The following is a 16,187-nucleotide window of genomic DNA, read 5'->3' on the forward strand; positions in this document are numbered from 1 at the left end:
CCGGATCGACCATCGGAATAAGACAAGCGCCGGGCCAGTTGCCCGGCGTTTCTACATCAAGGACCAAGCCGCATGTCGCGATACACAGCCGCCGATATCGAACCGAAATGGCAAGAAGCCTGGGACAAGGCCGGAATTTTCACCGCCAAGCGCGATGAAACGCGCCCCAAGTATTATGTGCTAGAGATGTTCCCCTATCCATCAGGCCGTATCCATATGGGGCATGTGCGCAATTACACGATGGGCGACGTGATCTCACGCTATAAATCTTCTTGTGGTTTCAGTGTGTTGCATCCAATGGGCTGGGATGCCTTCGGAATGCCTGCGGAAAACGCCGCGATGGCTCAGGGTGGTCATCCCGGCACATGGACCTATGACAATATCAAGACCATGAAAGGTCAGATGAAGCCTTTGGGCTTGTCGATTGATTGGAGCCGCGAATTTGCCACCTGCGACCCGGAATATTACGGCCAGCAACAATCCATGTTCATTGATTTCATGGAGCGCGGACTGGTCTATCGCAAAAACGCCACGGTGAACTGGGACCCGGTCGATATGACCGTTCTGGCCAATGAACAGGTGATCGACGGCTGCGGCTGGCGGTCGGGCGCACCGGTCGAACGCCGCGATCTGACGCAGTGGTTCTTCAAAATCTCGGATTATTCGGCCGAGTTGCTGGAGGCGCTGGACAGCCTGGACAACTGGCCTGAAAAGGTGCGCACCATGCAGGCCAACTGGATCGGCCGCTCGCAGGGTCTGCAATTCAGCTTTGAACGTGTGGATGGCGGCGAGATCGAGGTCTATACGACCCGTCCCGACACGCTGATGGGCGCGTCCTTCATCGGTATCTCGCCCGACCACCCAATTTCCAAGGCGCTTGAGGCCGAGAGCCCCGGGATTGCCGCCAAACTCGCCGAAATGCGCAAGGGCGGCACCACGGAAGAAGCCATCGAAACCGCCGAGAAGCTCGGGTATGACACCGGCATCCGCGTGAAACATCCGCTGGATCCGAATTGGGAACTGCCAGTGTGGATCGCCAACTTCATTCTGATGGATTACGGCACCGGCGCGATTTTCGCCTGCCCGGCCCATGACCAGCGCGACCTTGATTTCTGCCGCAAGTATGACTTGCCGGTAATCGACACTTTCCTGTCGTTGGAAGACCCCTCGCCCGTCGATAAAGAGGCCTTCGTGCCGCCAAAATCCGAAAAAGTGAAATGGATCAATCATTTCGCCGGGTTGGACGAGGCCACAGGCGAAGAAGCGCTTGAGGCCACCATCACATTCGCCGAGGACGCCGGCTGGGGCAAAGGCGTCGAAAAGTTTCGCCTGCGCGACTGGGGGCTGAGCCGCCAGCGCTATTGGGGCTGCCCGATCCCTGTCGTTCATTGCCCCGATTGCGGCGTTGTCCCTGAAAAGAAAGAGAATTTGCCGGTCAAACTGCCCGAAGACGTGACCTTCGACGTGCCCGGCAACCCGCTGGACCGCCACCCGACATGGCGCGACTGCGCCTGCCCGTCCTGCGGCAAGCCCGCCCAGCGCGAAACCGACACGATGGACACCTTTGTCGATTCGTCCTGGTATTACGCGCGCTTCACCTCTCCGAATGCCGACACGCCTACGGATCTGGACGACGCAAGCTATTGGATGAATGTCGATCAGTATATCGGCGGCATCGAGCACGCCATTCTGCACCTGCTCTATTCCCGCTTCTTTGCCCGTGCGATGAATATCTGCGGCCACCTGCCCGACAAGGCGATCGAGCCGTTCAATGCGTTGTTCACCCAAGGCATGGTGACGCACGAAATCTATGTCACGCGCGACGAAAACGACCGGCCTGTGTATCATCTGCCAGAAGACATCGAATGGACGGAAAGCGGCGCGCGCCTTGGGGCCTGCGGGACCGAGGTTGAGGTCATCCCCTCGGCCAAGATGTCGAAATCCAAGAAGAACGTGGTGGATCCGGCCAACATCATTTCGTCCTTCGGCGCCGACACTGCGCGCTGGTTCGTGCTGAGCGATTCGCCCCCTGAACGCGATGTGGAATGGACAGCCTCGGGCGCGGAAGCCGCTGCCAAGCACTTGGCCCGCGTGCACGCCACTGCCGTCAAGATCGCGGAAATGGATGATGCAGACGGGGACGATACCGATCTTCTGCGCGCCATGCACAAGGCGATCCATGATGTGACGATGGGTATCGAAAGTTTTGGTTTCAATGCCGCCATCGCAAAGCTCTATGCCTTCCAGAACACCATTTCAAAATCGAAAGCGGGAGGGCGCGCGCAAAAACTGGCGATGCGCACGCTGGCACAGTTGATGTCCCCAATGACGCCACACCTGTCAGAAGAAATCTGGTCGTTGCTGGGTGGCGAGAGGCTGATCGCGCAAGCCCCCTGGCCAAAAGCGGACGAGGCGATGTTGGTCGAAGATACCGTCACCATGCCCATCCAGATCAATGGCAAACGGCGTGCGGAAATCAGCGTGCCCAAAGATATGGGCAAAGCCGAGGTTGAAAAACTGGCGCTGGCCGAGGATGCTGTTGTCAGGGCGCTTGATGGCAAGTCGCCCAAGAAAGTCATCGTGGTTCCGGGGCGCATTGTGAATGTCGTGGTCTGATCGCCGTTTTTTCCTGACTGCACTGGTCGCCACGGCGGCGCTTGGGGCCTGCGGGTTCACCCCGGTCTATGCGCCCGGCGGTTCGGCGGATGGTCTGCGGGGCGCGGTGACGGTGGCCGCACCCTCTGACGCCAACAGCTATGAGCTGGTGAAACGTCTGGAAGAGCGGTTGGGCCGCAACCTGTCGGCCCCGTATGATCTCAGCTATACCATCACCACCCGATCCGAAGATGTCGGCGTGACCCCCCGGCAAGAAATCACCCGCACGCAAATCCTTGGCGCAGTTGAATTTTCTGTGACCTCATCCGCAACAGGCGAGGTTGTGGAAAGCGGCAGCTTGTCGAACTTCACCTCGTATTCGACCGAAGGGTCCACGGTGTCAACCGCATCGGTCGAACGGGATGCAAAGCGGCGATTGATGGTATCGCTTGCCGACATGATGGTTACGCGATTCACCGCCACCTTCTCAGGTTGGGGCAAATGAAGCTCGCACCGCGCGAAGCCGTTAAGTATTTTGCCAAGCCCGACCCCCGCCGTACCGGCGTTCTGATTTACGGGTCGGACGCGATGCGTGTCGCCCTGAAGCGGCAGGAGTTGATTGCCAACCTGATCGGCCCACAGGGCGAAGAAGAAATGCGCCTGACGCGAATCCCGGCGGGTGATCTGCGCAAAGACCCCGCGATGCTGTCTGACGCGATCAAGTCACGAGGCTTCTTCCCCGGTCCCCGCGTGGCCTTTGTCGAGGACGCGACCGAGACGACCGCTGGCGTCATCGACAACGCGTTGGAGGATTGGCAAGATGGCGATGCGCAACTCGTCGTCACCGCGGGCAATCTGAAAGCCCGTGGCGCGCTGCGTAAACTGTTTGAAATCCACCCAAATGCCTATGCGGTCGGGATCTATGACGATCCACCAACGCGGGACGAGATCGACGCCGACTTGAAACGCGCCGGGGTCGCGGACATTTCACCCGAGGCGATGAACGAGCTGACCAGCCTGTCACGCGACCTTGATCCGGGGGATTTCCGGCAGACCGTGGAAAAGCTGGGACTGTATAAGCTGGGCGATCAAACCCCCGTCACCCCCGGTGATGTATTGGCGGTCTCGCCCACCTCGACCGAGGCCGGTTTGGATGACCTGCTTCACGCCACCGCCGAGGGGCGCTCAGGCGAAATAGGGCCTGTTCTGGCCCGGCTTCAGGCACAAGGGGTCGACCCGGTTGGCCTGTGCATCAACACCACCCGCCATTTCCGCGCGCTGCATGCGGCCTGCGCCGACCCGGCCGGACCAGCCCAGGGTATCAACCGGCTGCGCCCACCTGTGCATTTCAAAAGCCGGGACCGCATGGTGCGGCAAGCCCAGCAATGGGGGTTGCGACGCCTGGAACAGGCGCTGGAAATTCTGGTCGAGACAGACCTGACGTTGCGGTCAGCCCAAAAAGCGCCGGTGATGGCGCTGATGGAGCGCACCTTGATTCGCTTGGCCATGCTGGGAGCTAAAAGATGACCTACACGGTGATCGGGCCGACCGTCACCCGCACCTTCCGCGTTCTGTGGATGCTGGAGGAGTTGGGGCAAAGCTATGACCGTCTGACCCATGCTCCGCGATCAGACGCGCTGCGCAAATTCAACCCGGCGGGCAAGGTGCCGGTGTTGTTGGATGGCGACGCCGCCCTGACGGACAGCACCGCGATCATGCACTACCTCGCTGACAAACACGGTGCGCTGACTTATCCGGCTGGCACGCTCGACCGCGCACGCCAGGACGGGTTCACCCATTTCCTTCTGGATGAGATGGACGCCACCCTGTGGACTGCCGCGCGCCACACCTTTATTCTGCCCGAAGAAAAACGCGTTCCCGAGGTGAAACAGAGCCTGAAATGGGAGTTTGCACGCGCGGTGAACGAGCTGATGCGCCGCAAGGGGGACGCACCGTTTCTGATGGGCGATCAGATGACCGTGCCGGACATTATTGCCACCCATTGCGGAAGCTGGGCCATCGCGGCGGGTTTCCCGCTGGAGAACGACGCTTTCCGCGCCTATGCCAAGCCCTTGCGCAGCCGGGCGGCCTATGTGCGGGCTTCTGCCGCCTGATCTTGCGCCCATTTTGCGGCGGCGCGCCCTGCATGCCGCCCCGTCGCCAGACAGGTGGTCAAAAGATACCCCCCCGTTGGCGCATCCCAATCCAGCATTTCGCCGCAAGCAAAGACACCGGGCAGGGTCTTGACCATCAACCCTGCATCCAATGCGCCGAAAGGCAGCCCGCCCGCCGTTGAAATCGACTCGTCCATTGGGCGCGGCCCGTGGTGGAGAACCGGCAGTGCCTTTATCACAGAAGCCAAAGCCGTAGGGTCGGTCGGCAACGGGCGGGCAAATTCCTGCAACAGCGCGATCTTGGCCGGGTCCAGTTTCAGGGTCTTGCGCAAGTGGTTTGTCAGGCTGGTTTTGCCACGGGGTTTTGCCAACCGGGTCGCCACATCATCGACGCTGCGATCGGGCGTCAGATCAACGAACAACACCGCCCCGTCCCGCATCGCACGACTGACGGCATAGATTGCCGATCCCTCGACCCCTTTGGACGAAATGACAAACTCCCCCACCACCGACGTGTCACCTGCGTGCAGGCGCACAGGCTTTATCGGCACCCCGAAATGGCGCGTCATGTGATCTGACCAAGCCACCACGAACCCCATGTTCGACGGCTGGAATGGCACGCAGGCCACCCCATTTTCCGCAAGGATAGAGACCCATTTTCCATCCGATCCCAAGTGCGCCCAGCTGCCGCCGCCCAGCGCCAGAACGGTCACATCGGGGCGTAGAGCTTGTTCGCCGCCAGGGGTCGCAAACACCATGTCGCGCGCCCTGATCGCAGTCCAAACCCAGCCGCGCCGCATTTGAACACCCATACCGCCCAGTTCAGCCAACCACGCGCGCAGCAAGGGAGAGGCTTTCATCGCCTTGGGAAAGACGCGGCCCGACGATCCGGTGAGCACCTCTTGCCCCAGCCCGCGCGCCCAGTCCTGCACGGCTTCGGGCCCGAAATCCGCAACGATATCGTGAAGCTGCTTCGGCCCAAGTATTTGGCTGAGAAACTGCTCCAGCGGTTCGGCTTTGGTCAGGTTCAGCCCGGACTTGCCCGCCATCAGGAATTTGCGCGCGGGCGAGGGTTTTGCCTCGGCAATGGTGACAGACAGACCGGCCCGCGCCAGTTCACCCGCTGCCATCAAGCCACCAGGCCCTGCACCGATGACCAGAGCTTGTGTCACGCGGTGTCCTGAGTGGGGGCTTTCATCTCGACCACGCGATGCGGATAGGGGATTTCGATGCTGTTGGCCTTGAGGGTCTTCCAGACCTGCATCATCACACGCGGCGTAAACTTGTTGCGCCCGTCGTCGATGCCGTTCACCCAGAACTCAACCGCGAAATCCACTCCGCTATCACCGAAGGCACGCAGCTCGCAGTCCGGGCGGTGTTCCTCGGTGTCGGTCAACACAAAGTCCAGTTCCGCCACGGCGTTTTCAATCAGTTCGGGGATCGCTTCAATATCGGAGTCGTAGCTGACCGAGAACGGTGCCTCGTACCTGTTGGCGCTGCCCGCATCCGAGTAGTTCACAACCCGGGTGGTGATGAAATGCTCGTTCGGAACAACGATCCAACGGCCGTCAAACGTCTCTAATATGGCGGCTCGGGCGGTCATCTTCACAATTGTGCCCGCCTCGCCCCCATCCAGTTCAACATAATCCCCGACGGTGGCCTGCCCTTCCAGTAGAAGGATCACGCCGGAAATGAAGTTCGATGCAATCTGTTGTAGCCCAAAGCCAAGCCCGACACCGATGGCACCCCCAAGAACCGCAAGCGAGGTCAGGTTGATGCCCATGATGTTCATCAGCACCAGGAACGCGACGCCGAAGATCGCGATCTCGGCAGCCTTGGCGGCCAGTTCTCGCGTTGCCGGGCGCATTTCCTTCTGTTTCTTGATCGCCTGCCGCGTCTGATCGTTCGACCACCGCCCCAGCCAGAAGATCGTGCCGCTGATCACGACAAACTTCACGGCGAACAGCAGCGAGAAGCTCATGTTGCCCAGCGGCACAACGGTTTCTTCCAGTTTGGTAGTGACCGGCGCAAGCAACCCAAGCACATAAAGCGCCGCCACGGGGATCAGCACATACCGGCCCAGCAGCTTCAGGAACGGATCCTTGAGGATCTGCTTCACAAAGGCCCGCACCGCAAGGAACAGGAATATCCGTTTACCCAGTGCGATCACGGCTCCGGACCCGAACAGGGATCGCGTCACTTGTTCACCAATCCCGGTAAACGCCCATGCCAGCAGGGGCAGGGTCAGCGGAAGGAATATCAGCAGGAACAACCGCGCCTTCGACAGCAGGGATTTTTGGTTGCCGGCGGGTGACAGCAACCGTGTAATGAGAGGGGTCAGCTTTCGCGCAACCAGATGCGCCGCCAGATAGGCCACGACCAGCAAGCCGAATTGCGACCACGCCGCCGGGGACAGAAGCCACCCTTCGGCAAGTTCCCACGCTTGGTTGAAATAACCTATGGCCTGATCCAGAATTTCCGGGCGGTTCTCCATGCGTGTCCTCTTGCCAAAATGGGGATGTTTGCAAAACTATCCGGCATGGATAGCGATCTGGCATCAAAGGGCAAGGATTCGGTGCCCATTTGCGTGTTATGCAGCAGGCCGATTCCGCCTCACGTGGTGCAAAGCCGGCGTCATCTTGTGCCGAAGTTGCGTGGCGGCGAGGGTGGGCGACAATGCTTCTGCATCAAATCTGCCAAAACCAAATCCATCTTGAACTGAGCGAGGCCAACCCCGCACGCAGTTTCAACGCCGCCGCAGCACTGCAATCGCATGCTGCGCTGGCACGGTTCATCAGGTGGGTGGCGAAACGTCCACCGGATTTCTATGACATACCCAAGAGGTCGCGCCGACCATACCGTCGATATCAGGCTTGATTAGAGCCTACATCCGGGATCATCCGCTTCATTTCAGCGACGTGATCCGCGCGTTGGGTTCGCGCCGCCTCTGCAAGCTCCAGTGCTGCCTCCAACAGCGTGGCGCGCGGGACAAGACGATCCACCAGCCCCCATTGCAGAGCCTCGTCTGCCTGCACTTTCTGCCCGGACATCAGAATGATCTTGGTGCGTGCGGGACCGATTAGCCCCACCATCCGGCGCGGATCGGACGGCTGTGGCAGGAACCCCAGCTTCATCACCGGATAGAAGAACGACGCCTCGGGCACCGCGATGCGGATGTCGCAGGCCAGCGCCATTCCAAAGGCGCCGCCCGCCAGCGTGCCGTTCAGGGCCGCGATGGTCAGGCAAGGGGCTGCGGACACTGCGTTTGACAGACGTTCCCACACCCCATCCACGGCAAGCCCGGCGCGTGCCTCATCCAGATCTGCCCCGGCGGAAAACACATTCCCGGCACCCGTCAGGATCATAACGCGCGCTTCACCCGATGCTTCCATAGCGATCTTCGCCAGATCTTCCAGCATCGCCTTGGTCAGAGAATTTGCCTTTTCCGGGCGGTTTAGGGTCACAATCCAGACCCCGTCTTGCTTTTTGACGTCGATCATCCACGCACCTGCGCGCGCGCTCGAATGTCCTCGTCCCGAAGCGAGATTTCTTCGCCAAGGAAATCGTCTGCATCCTCGGTGCACATCCACAACAGCGCGCGGGCGACCCATTCTGGCGGGATGTGTTCGGACCATGAAAGCTGGGCAACCGCGTTGATACCCGACCCTTTGATCTCGCGTTGCATCTGGGTGGCAACGGTGCCTGGCGACAGGCCGATTGCGCGGATGCCCTTGCCCGCGCCCTCCCGATGCAGCGCCTTGTTCAACATATGCACGCCTGCCTTCGACGCACAGTAATGCGCCCAGCCTTCCAGCGCGTTATGCGCGGCACCCGAGCTGATGGTCAGTACTGACCCACCGCCTTGCGCCGCCATGATCGGCATCACTGCCCGGATACCATAATAGACACCCTTCAGGTTCACGTCGATCACATGACCCCATTCGGCCGGATTAGAGTCTATCAATGGTCCAATCGGTTCGATCACGCCTGCGTTGTTTATCAAGACATCGACATTGCCGAAGCTGGCGACCGCCGCGTCAACGGCAGATTTCACATCCTCCCATTTTGATACGTCACATCGCACCGCGAGGGCGCGGTCGCCAATTGCGGCAGCAATCGCGTCGATCTGGGATTTCCCACGCGCCGTCAGCACGACATTGGCCCCGGCCTGGGCAAAGATATGGGCGGCGGCCTCGCCGATCCCGCGGCTGGCACCTGTAATCAATACGGTTTTTCCGGTCATGTCTGTCATCGTCACTCCTCCTGTCCCCTAAGTGCTGTCCCCTAAGTGCTAGCCCAGCAAAGTGGTTTAGGCCAGAGTCACATCTTGCGACCATGCGCCCCTGACGTTACCTCAGGGACACGACCGGGAAAGGGACCGACATGACAAATACGCTTGACGATCTGACACAGCAGTTGCTGGACGCCGCCCAGAAGGCCGGGGCCGATGGGGCGGATGCGCTCGCGGTTGACGGGACATCGGTGTCGATCGACGTGTTGCACGGGAAACTGGAACATGCCGAGCGATCAGAGGACATCGATATCGGTCTGCGCGTTCTGGTTGGGCAGCGGCAAGCCTGTGTTTCCGCATCGGACATTTCGACACAAACCATTCAGACCATGGCGGAACGCGCAGTCGCGATGGCCAAGGAAGCCCCGGAAGATCCCAATATTGCGCAGGCCACAGCCGAGATGCTGGCCAGCGACTGGGATCTGGCTGCGTTGGACCTGCAAGACCCGACGGCCGAACCCGACCCGGCTGATCTGGAACGCGATGCTGCCGAAGCAGAGGCCGCTGCGCTGGCGGTCGAAGGTGTGACGCAGGTATCCAGCAGTTCAGCCGGATATGGGCGACACCAATTCCATCTGGCGACAAGCAACGGGTTTTCCGGCGGATACGGGCGCACCCATCGCGCCATTTCTACCGTTGCAATCACTGGCGAAGGGGCCACGATGGAGCGTGACTATGCTGGCGAAATGCGCAGTTTTCAGGCCGATCTTCCTTCGGCGGTTGAGGTTGGCACGAAGGCCGGGCGGCGCACGGTGGAACGTGCGGGCGCACGCAAACCCCCAACCGGAGCCTTTCCGGTTCTCTATGACGAGCGGATTTCCTCGTCGCTGATCGGACATCTTTTGTCGGCGGTCAACGGTGCCATGATCGCCCGCGGTTCGTCCTGGCTGCGCGACGCGTTGGGCGAGCAGGTCTTGCCCGACGGCATTGACCTGATCGAAGACCCACACCGCCCGCGCATATCGGGTTCGCGTCCTTTCGACGGAGAAGGGCTGGCCACACGGGTCCGCAAGATCATTGACAACGGCACGTTGACCGGGTGGACGCTGGACATTGCAACGGCCAACAAATTGGGCCTGAACAGCACAGCCAGCGCATCGCGAGGCACATCATCACCGCCGTCGCCCTCAATCTCGAATGTGACCCTAACACAAGGCAAATCGACCAAAATGGACTTGACGGCGCAGATGGGAACCGGTTTGCTCGTCACCTCGATGATCGGCTCGACCATCAATCCGACAACAGGCGATTACTCACGCGGCGCATCAGGTTTCTGGGTCGAAAACGGCCAGATCGCCTATCCGGTCAATGAATGCACCATTGCGGGCAATCTGCGGGACATGCTGCGCCGGATCATTCCCGCCAACGACGCCGAGGCCCACCTGAGCCGCATGGTTCCCAGCTTGCTGGTCGAAGGAATGACCATTGCCGGAGACTGATGACCTGTCCCTGCTGATCGACGCCGCGCAGGACGCAGGCAAGATCGCCGCACGCTATTTCCATGGGTTCGCAGATCGCTGGGACAAACCCGGCGGCCAAGGCCCCGTGACCGAGGCCGATCTGGCGGTGGACCAGATGCTGCGCGAAGAACTTACCGCTGCGCGGCCTGATTATGGTTGGCTGTCAGAGGAAACTGAGGATGGCGCGGAACGGTTATCCGCCGAGCATGTGTTCATCGTTGACCCCATCGATGGCACGCGGTCCTTCATCGAAGGATCCACCACATGGGCCCATTCGTTGGCCATCGCCCGCAACGGTCGTGTCGAAGCGGCGGTGGTTTATCTTCCCCTGCGCGACAAGCTCTACGCCGCCGCCCTTGGTAAAGGGGCCACTTTGAACAACCAGCCCCTTGCGGTCAGCACCCGCGCAGAGCTGGACGGCGCAACTGTTTTGGCTGCAAAGCCCAATCTCGCACCATCGCGTTGGATCAATGCGACAGTTCCCCCGATCAGCCGCAAGTTCCGGTCATCACTGGCCTATCGGCTGTCACTCGTGGGTGAAGGCCGTTTCGACGCGATGATGACATTGCATCCCACCTGGGAATGGGATGTCGCGGCGGGCAGCCTGATCGTGGAGGAAGCCGGCGGCATTGTCAGCGACCGCGCGCGCCAGCCGACACATTTCAACAACCCGGTGCCAAAGCTTCCCGGCATGGTTGCTGGTGGTGCGATCATTCACGACGCGTTGCTGACCCGTCTGGCATGACAATGTTAGGCTAACATCGGTTTGAAAAGAGGTCATTGCCAAGAAAGACTTTATCGCTAACATGAGCGCATCCATTTACCTGCGAGGATGCCTTCGTGACCGACACAGCCCCTTCCCGAAATCGCCGCCCCCTTACCCTTCGTGATGTCTCGGAAGCGTCCGGTGTCAGCGAAATGACGGTCAGCCGGGTGTTGCGGAACCGGGGAGATGTCAGCCAAACCACCCGCGAACGCGTGTTGGAGGCTGCTAAAGACCTGGGCTATGTGCCAAACAAGATCGCTGGTGCTTTGGCTTCGCAACGGGTCAATCTGGTCGCGGTGATCATCCCGTCCCTCAGCAATATGGTATTTCCCGAGGTCATGACCGGTATCAACGAGGTGCTGGACGAAACGCCGCTGCAACCTGTCGTGGGCGTGACCAATTACAAGCCCGAACGCGAAGAAAAAGTGCTGTACGAGATGCTGTCATGGCGCCCGTCCGGTGTGATCATCGCCGGGCTGGAACATTCCGACGCGTCCAAAGCCATGCTGAAAGCCGCAGGTATTCCAGTGGTCGAGATCATGGACACCGACGGGCAGGCTATTGACGCCTGCGTCGGTATTTCGCACCGGCGCGCTGGGCGCAAGATGGCCAATGCCATCCTGAAAGCGGGCTATCGCAATATCGGCTTCCTTGGCACCAAGATGCCGCTGGATCACCGCGCCCGCAAACGGTTTGAAGGCTTTACCGAAGCGCTGGCCAAAGAAGGCATAGAAATCGTTGATCGGGAATTTTACGAGGGCGGATCGGCGCTGGCCAAGGGGCGCGAAATGACCGAAGCGATGCTGAAACGCACGCCCGAAATAGATTTTCTGTATTATTCCAACGATATGATCGGGGCAGGCGGATTGCTGTATTGTCTGGATCAGGGGATCAGCGTTCCCGGCCAAATCGGCCTTGCCGGGTTCAACGGGGTCGAGTTGCTGGACGGCCTGCCCCGGCAATTGGCCACGATGGACGCCTGCCGCGCCGAAATCGGTCGCGCCGCCGCCCGCATCATCGCCGAACGCAGCGCCGAAGATGGCGCAATCGGCGGTGGCGAGCGCATCGAACTGACTCCCAAAATACAGCCCGGCGACACACTCAGGCGCAGGTAGACCCGGCTGGACAAGCCAGTTGCCTGACACTATTCCAACCAAAAGACCCCGTGGCTCAACTGGATAGAGCAGCCCCCTCCTAAGGGGCAGGTTGCAGGTTCGAATCCTGCCGGGGTCGCCACCCCCTCAGATCATTCGGATCACATCCTTGTCGATCGACAGCATGTAACCGCGGCGGGCGATGGTTTTGACCAGCAGTTCGCTCATCATCTGATTGCCCAGCGCATCGCGCAGGCGTTTGATCCGGGTGGCGCCTGCCGCCTCGTCGCAGTCGGCGGGGTCGCGACCGGAAATCAACCCCTCAAGTTCGGACCCCGACAAAACCTCTTCGTCCATCCGCGCCTCAGCAAGGGCCGACAGGGTTTCGATCGCGGCTTCGGTCAGGGAAAATTCCATGTTGTTCAGATAGACCGTCCGTTCCTCGCGGCTGATCAGCAGCGAGTTGACCTGGATGCCCGCCCGCTCAATCTCGCCCATACGCCGGTTCAAGCCGATGATGGTCAACAGAAACACCAACGCAGCCACCAGCAGCGCGGTGGCGAACACCAGAAGCACGAAGATCACCATGCGATAGCTGGTCAGCGTGTCGGCAAACGCGGTGCCTGATTGGGCCAGAATTTCCAAGAGCTTTATCTCTGCCCCCGAGGTCAGGCCGTCATTTTCGACAAATATCCGCTCGACCCGTGCGTTGAACGCATTGGCGTCTGGCAGTGTCATGAACAACACGATGGCGGCGATCAGAAGTATCCCGACAATCGCGGCAATCCCCGCCACGACCACCCGGTTCGACACCCGTCGCGCATCAGAAGCGAAGGAAGAACTCTCCGGCACTTTCTTTCCTTTCGGTAAGACCTGACTCGTCGAAGATGGACTGAATCTTCAAAAGCAGCCACCCCTCGTTTTCAAGGCTTTGCCGCACCTGTCGCATGGCCACCTGTCGGTTGTTGCACGCGGCATCCGACAGCTCGATCACGCCGTAGTGTAGCCTGAGCGGGTCGTCCTGTTTCGCTTTGTAATCAGCATAACACCCGGCCTGAGACGGCAGAGCATAGGCAGAAAGCGCAAGGGCAAGAAGGATATGTTTCATCATGTTCAAACCATGCGATCCACGCGCGGGATATTCAATATCAAACGCATTGATAGGTCATAACAATGAGGCGTTATTGCCTGACCTTTGCCCACGGCTCCACCATCGGTTCATCTGCCACGCGTCCCCAAGGATGCATTGCCGAAAGGACACAAGATGAAACGCCATTTGACAACCTCGCCTTTGAAGCTCGCGCTTAGTGCCACACTTGCTTTGGCCTTATCGGTCGCCCCCGTTTCTGCTGACAATTACGGTTCGCGATCAGACAGCCAGGATGCGACAACGGTGATTGGAATATTGCTTGGTCTGGCAACTGTGGGTGCATTGCTATCCAGTCAGAAGAACTGGAAAGAGGACAAGGACAAACCCAGTCGTCCGCATAAACGTGTACGCCGCGTGCCGGATCATCTGCAACTGCCTGCCAATTGCTTGCGCACTTATCGAACGCAGCAGGGCAAACAGAAATTCTTTGCTCCGCGGTGCCTGAAGCGGAACTTCTCATATGCATCTGATCTTCCGCGCGCTTGTCGGGACACGATCGTCGCGCGCAACAAGAATGGCATTTATGTCGCTCGAAAAGTGTATCGCAGCGGATGCCTGAACAATCGCGGATACCGCACGAAGACCACCTATTAACCCAACATCGAGCAGCGGTGCGGCGTCCCCTAACCCATCGCACCGCCAAACTTGCGAGAGCTTCGGCTCTCGCTTTTTTTGCTTGCGGGCGGGCCAGCGATCGGCGACGCAGGGACATGACCAAGCTCGTTCCCGATTACACATTCGAAACAGCGGCGATGACGCGCGGCTTTGCGCGGATCGCCGGTGTGGACGAGGTCGGTCGCGGACCCTTGGCTGGGCCGGTCACGGCGGCGGCGGTCGTGCTGGACCCCTCAAACATTCCCGACGGGTTGAATGATTCCAAGGTTTTGACTTCCAAGAAGCGTGAAGGTCTGTTTGACATCATCCTCTCATGCGCTGACGTATCAATTGCCCACGCGACCGTGGACGAGATTGATGAACTGAACATCCTGCGCGCCAGCCATCTGGCGATGGAACGAGCGGTGGCAGGGCTGGCAACCCCGCCCGACCACGTGCTGATCGACGGCAACATGACACCGCGCGGTTTGACCCTGCCATCCGAGACCATCATCAAAGGCGATGCCCGGTCGGTGTCGATTTCCGCCGCCTCGATCATCGCCAAAATCACCCGCGACCGGATCATGGTGGATTTGGCGCAACAGTTTCCCGGCTATGGGTGGGAGACGAACGCGGGATACCCGTCAAAAAGCCACAGGTTGGCGCTTCAAAATCTTGGTGTGACCCCACACCATAGACGTTCGTTTAAGCCGGTGCACAATATCTTGTATCAACAAGAAAATGTAAGTGACTGATTCAAAAAAGAATTTGACGGCGAATCGCCTTTGACTCATGCTGACCACATCAAAACGAGCGCAAAAATGCGCCACCGATAAGCGCAAAATGCGCCGGGTACATGAGGCAGAAATGAAAACGAAAACCACAACAAAAGCGGCTGTCGATCTGCCGCTGAACCAGATTATTGACGGTGACTGCATCAAGGTGATGAACAGTCTGCCGGAAAACTCAGTCGATCTTATTTTTGCCGACCCGCCCTATAATTTGCAGTTAAAAGGCGATCTTCATCGACCCGACAACTCCAAGGTCGATGCGGTCGACGATGATTGGGACCAGTTCGACAGCTTCAAGGCCTATGACCAGTTCACCCGCGCCTGGCTGAAAGCCGCGCGCCGCATCCTGAAACCGGATGGTGCGATCTGGGTGATCGGTTCATATCACAACGTCTTTCGCATGGGCGCCGAGCTTCAGAACCAAGGCTATTGGATCCTGAATGATGTGGTCTGGCGCAAGTCGAATCCGATGCCGAATTTCCGCGGCAAGCGTTTCACCAATGCGCATGAAACGATGATCTGGGCTTCGAAATCCGAGGGCGCGAAATACACGTTCAACTATGAAGCGCTCAAGGCGTTGAACGAAGGCATTCAAATGCGGTCAGACTGGGTTCTGCCGATCTGCACCGGCCATGAGCGCCTGAAAGACGAAAACGGTGACAAGGCCCACCCGACCCAGAAACCGGAATCGCTTCTGCATCGTGTTCTGGTCGGATCGACCAATCCTGGCGACGTCATCCTTGATCCGTTCTTCGGCACCGGCACCACCGGGGCCGTGGCCAAGATGTTGGGCCGCGATTTCATCGGGATCGAGCGCGAAGAAGCCTATCGCAAAGTGGCTGAGAAACGTATTTCGAAAATCCGCAAGTTCGACAAAGAGGCGTTGATCACCACACCGTCAAAACGCGCCGAACCACGCGTGCCCTTCGGCCAACTGGTCGAACGCGGCATGTTGCGCCCCGGTGAGGTGCTGACCAGCCCCCGTGGCCAAACCGCCAAGGTGCGCGCCGATGGCACGCTGATCTCTGGCGACGCGCGCGGCTCGATCCACCAGGTCGGCGCGGCACTGGAAAGCGCGCCAAGCTGCAATGGTTGGACCTATTGGTTCTTCAAGCAAGACGGCAAGAACGTCCCGATTGACCTGCTGCGCCAGCAAATCCGCGCAGAGATGAACTAGCCTTCCCGATTTTTGCAGAACGCAGATACATGCGCCTGCAACACGGTGTACCGCCGGTGCCTGTGGTCTGTTCCATGGCACTTTAACTGACCCCACCCTGCAAAGGGTGGGGTTTTTTTTGATCTGCACAGGGTTGCCCACTTGCACCTCTTGTG

Annotated in this window: 16 protein-coding genes and 1 tRNA gene; 11 read left to right on the forward strand and 6 right to left on the reverse strand. The window is 59.4% G+C overall.

Features of this window, described 5'->3' with window-relative positions; translation table 11 throughout:
* The first annotated feature begins 72 nt into the window (after positions 1-72).
* From leuS to BMY55_RS01025, 4 genes are read left to right on the forward strand one after another with little or no spacing between them, the layout of a single operon-like run.
* A complete protein-coding gene (leuS, locus tag BMY55_RS01010; RefSeq protein WP_091427500.1) occupies positions 73-2,616 on the forward strand; it encodes a leucine--tRNA ligase in 2,544 nt (847 codons plus the stop codon).
* Entirely contained in the window at positions 2,603-3,100 is a 498-nt protein-coding gene (gene lptE / locus BMY55_RS01015; RefSeq protein WP_091427502.1) for an LPS assembly lipoprotein LptE, read from the forward strand. Before leuS ends, lptE begins: the two co-directional genes overlap by 14 nt.
* Positions 3,097-4,122: a DNA polymerase III subunit delta gene (gene holA / locus BMY55_RS01020; protein WP_091427503.1), complete on the forward strand. Its 1,026-nt coding sequence runs from the start codon at positions 3,097-3,099 to the stop codon at positions 4,120-4,122. Before lptE ends, holA begins: the two co-directional genes overlap by 4 nt.
* Positions 4,119-4,709: a glutathione S-transferase family protein gene (locus tag BMY55_RS01025; protein ID WP_091427505.1), complete on the forward strand. Its 591-nt coding sequence runs from the start codon at positions 4,119-4,121 to the stop codon at positions 4,707-4,709. The genes holA and BMY55_RS01025 overlap by 4 nt, the downstream gene beginning before the upstream one ends.
* On the opposite strand, the gene BMY55_RS01030 is transcribed toward BMY55_RS01025, so the two are convergent.
* The 4 genes from BMY55_RS01030 to BMY55_RS01050 form a co-directional block, all read right to left on the reverse strand.
* The gene (locus BMY55_RS01030; RefSeq protein ID WP_091427507.1) at positions 4,685-5,881 is read right to left on the reverse strand and encodes a TIGR03862 family flavoprotein; all 1,197 of its coding nucleotides are present in this window, start codon (positions 5,879-5,881) and stop codon (positions 4,685-4,687) included. The genes BMY55_RS01025 and BMY55_RS01030 overlap by 25 nt on opposite strands.
* Entirely contained in the window at positions 5,878-7,203 is a 1,326-nt protein-coding gene (locus tag BMY55_RS01035; RefSeq protein WP_091427509.1) for a mechanosensitive ion channel family protein, read from the reverse strand. The genes BMY55_RS01030 and BMY55_RS01035 overlap by 4 nt, the downstream gene beginning before the upstream one ends.
* A gap of 373 nt (positions 7,204-7,576) precedes the next feature.
* Positions 7,577-8,209 (reverse strand): enoyl-CoA hydratase/isomerase family protein, encoded by a 633-nt coding sequence (locus BMY55_RS01045; protein WP_091427511.1) that lies wholly within the window; start codon positions 8,207-8,209, stop codon positions 7,577-7,579.
* Positions 8,206-8,961 carry an SDR family oxidoreductase gene (locus BMY55_RS01050; protein WP_091427513.1) on the reverse strand — a complete coding sequence of 252 codons (756 nt, stop codon included), beginning with the start codon at positions 8,959-8,961 and terminating at the stop codon, positions 8,206-8,208. Before BMY55_RS01050 ends, BMY55_RS01045 begins: the two co-directional genes overlap by 4 nt.
* Positions 8,962-9,092: 131 nt before the next feature.
* On the opposite strand from BMY55_RS01050, the gene BMY55_RS01055 reads away from it, so the two are divergent.
* The 4 genes from BMY55_RS01055 to BMY55_RS01070 all read left to right on the forward strand — a co-directional run bounded on the left by BMY55_RS01055 (position 9,093) and on the right by BMY55_RS01070 (position 12,462).
* Positions 9,093-10,439, forward strand: a complete 1,347-nt coding sequence (locus BMY55_RS01055) for a TldD/PmbA family protein (RefSeq protein ID WP_091427514.1) — start codon at positions 9,093-9,095, stop codon at positions 10,437-10,439.
* Positions 10,426-11,205 (forward strand): inositol monophosphatase family protein, encoded by a 780-nt coding sequence (locus BMY55_RS01060; protein WP_091427516.1) that lies wholly within the window; start codon positions 10,426-10,428, stop codon positions 11,203-11,205. The genes BMY55_RS01055 and BMY55_RS01060 overlap by 14 nt, the downstream gene beginning before the upstream one ends.
* A 95-nt stretch (positions 11,206-11,300) precedes the next feature.
* Entirely contained in the window at positions 11,301-12,341 is a 1,041-nt protein-coding gene (locus BMY55_RS01065) for a LacI family DNA-binding transcriptional regulator (RefSeq protein ID WP_091427517.1), read from the forward strand.
* 44 nt (positions 12,342-12,385) lie between these two features.
* Positions 12,386-12,462, forward strand: a tRNA-Arg gene (locus BMY55_RS01070).
* A 5-nt stretch (positions 12,463-12,467) separates the two neighbouring features.
* Here BMY55_RS01070 and BMY55_RS01075 read toward each other — a convergent pair.
* Positions 12,468-13,172, reverse strand: coding sequence for a winged helix-turn-helix domain-containing protein (locus BMY55_RS01075; RefSeq protein ID WP_091427519.1), 705 nt, complete (start codon positions 13,170-13,172; stop codon positions 12,468-12,470).
* Positions 13,144-13,431, reverse strand: a complete 288-nt coding sequence (locus BMY55_RS01080) for a hypothetical protein (protein WP_322787707.1) — start codon at positions 13,429-13,431, stop codon at positions 13,144-13,146. Before BMY55_RS01080 ends, BMY55_RS01075 begins: the two co-directional genes overlap by 29 nt.
* A 153-nt stretch (positions 13,432-13,584) precedes the next feature.
* On the opposite strand from BMY55_RS01080, the gene BMY55_RS16705 reads away from it, so the two are divergent.
* The 3 genes from BMY55_RS16705 (at position 13,585) to BMY55_RS01090 (ending at position 16,032) form a co-directional block, all read left to right on the forward strand.
* Positions 13,585-14,064, forward strand: a complete 480-nt coding sequence (locus BMY55_RS16705; protein ID WP_143064265.1) for a hypothetical protein — start codon at positions 13,585-13,587, stop codon at positions 14,062-14,064.
* Between the two features lie 17 nt (positions 14,065-14,081).
* Positions 14,082-14,819: a ribonuclease HII gene (locus BMY55_RS01085; protein ID WP_407638986.1), complete on the forward strand. Its 738-nt coding sequence runs from the start codon at positions 14,082-14,084 to the stop codon at positions 14,817-14,819.
* Positions 14,820-14,931: 112 nt separating this feature from the next.
* A complete protein-coding gene (locus BMY55_RS01090) occupies positions 14,932-16,032 on the forward strand; it encodes a site-specific DNA-methyltransferase (protein ID WP_091431906.1) in 1,101 nt (366 codons plus the stop codon).
* Positions 16,033-16,187 lie beyond the last annotated feature (155 nt).

The organism is Aliiroseovarius sediminilitoris (assembly GCF_900109955.1).
In the GTDB taxonomy this organism is placed as follows: Bacteria; Pseudomonadota; Alphaproteobacteria; order Rhodobacterales; family Rhodobacteraceae; genus Aliiroseovarius; species Aliiroseovarius sediminilitoris.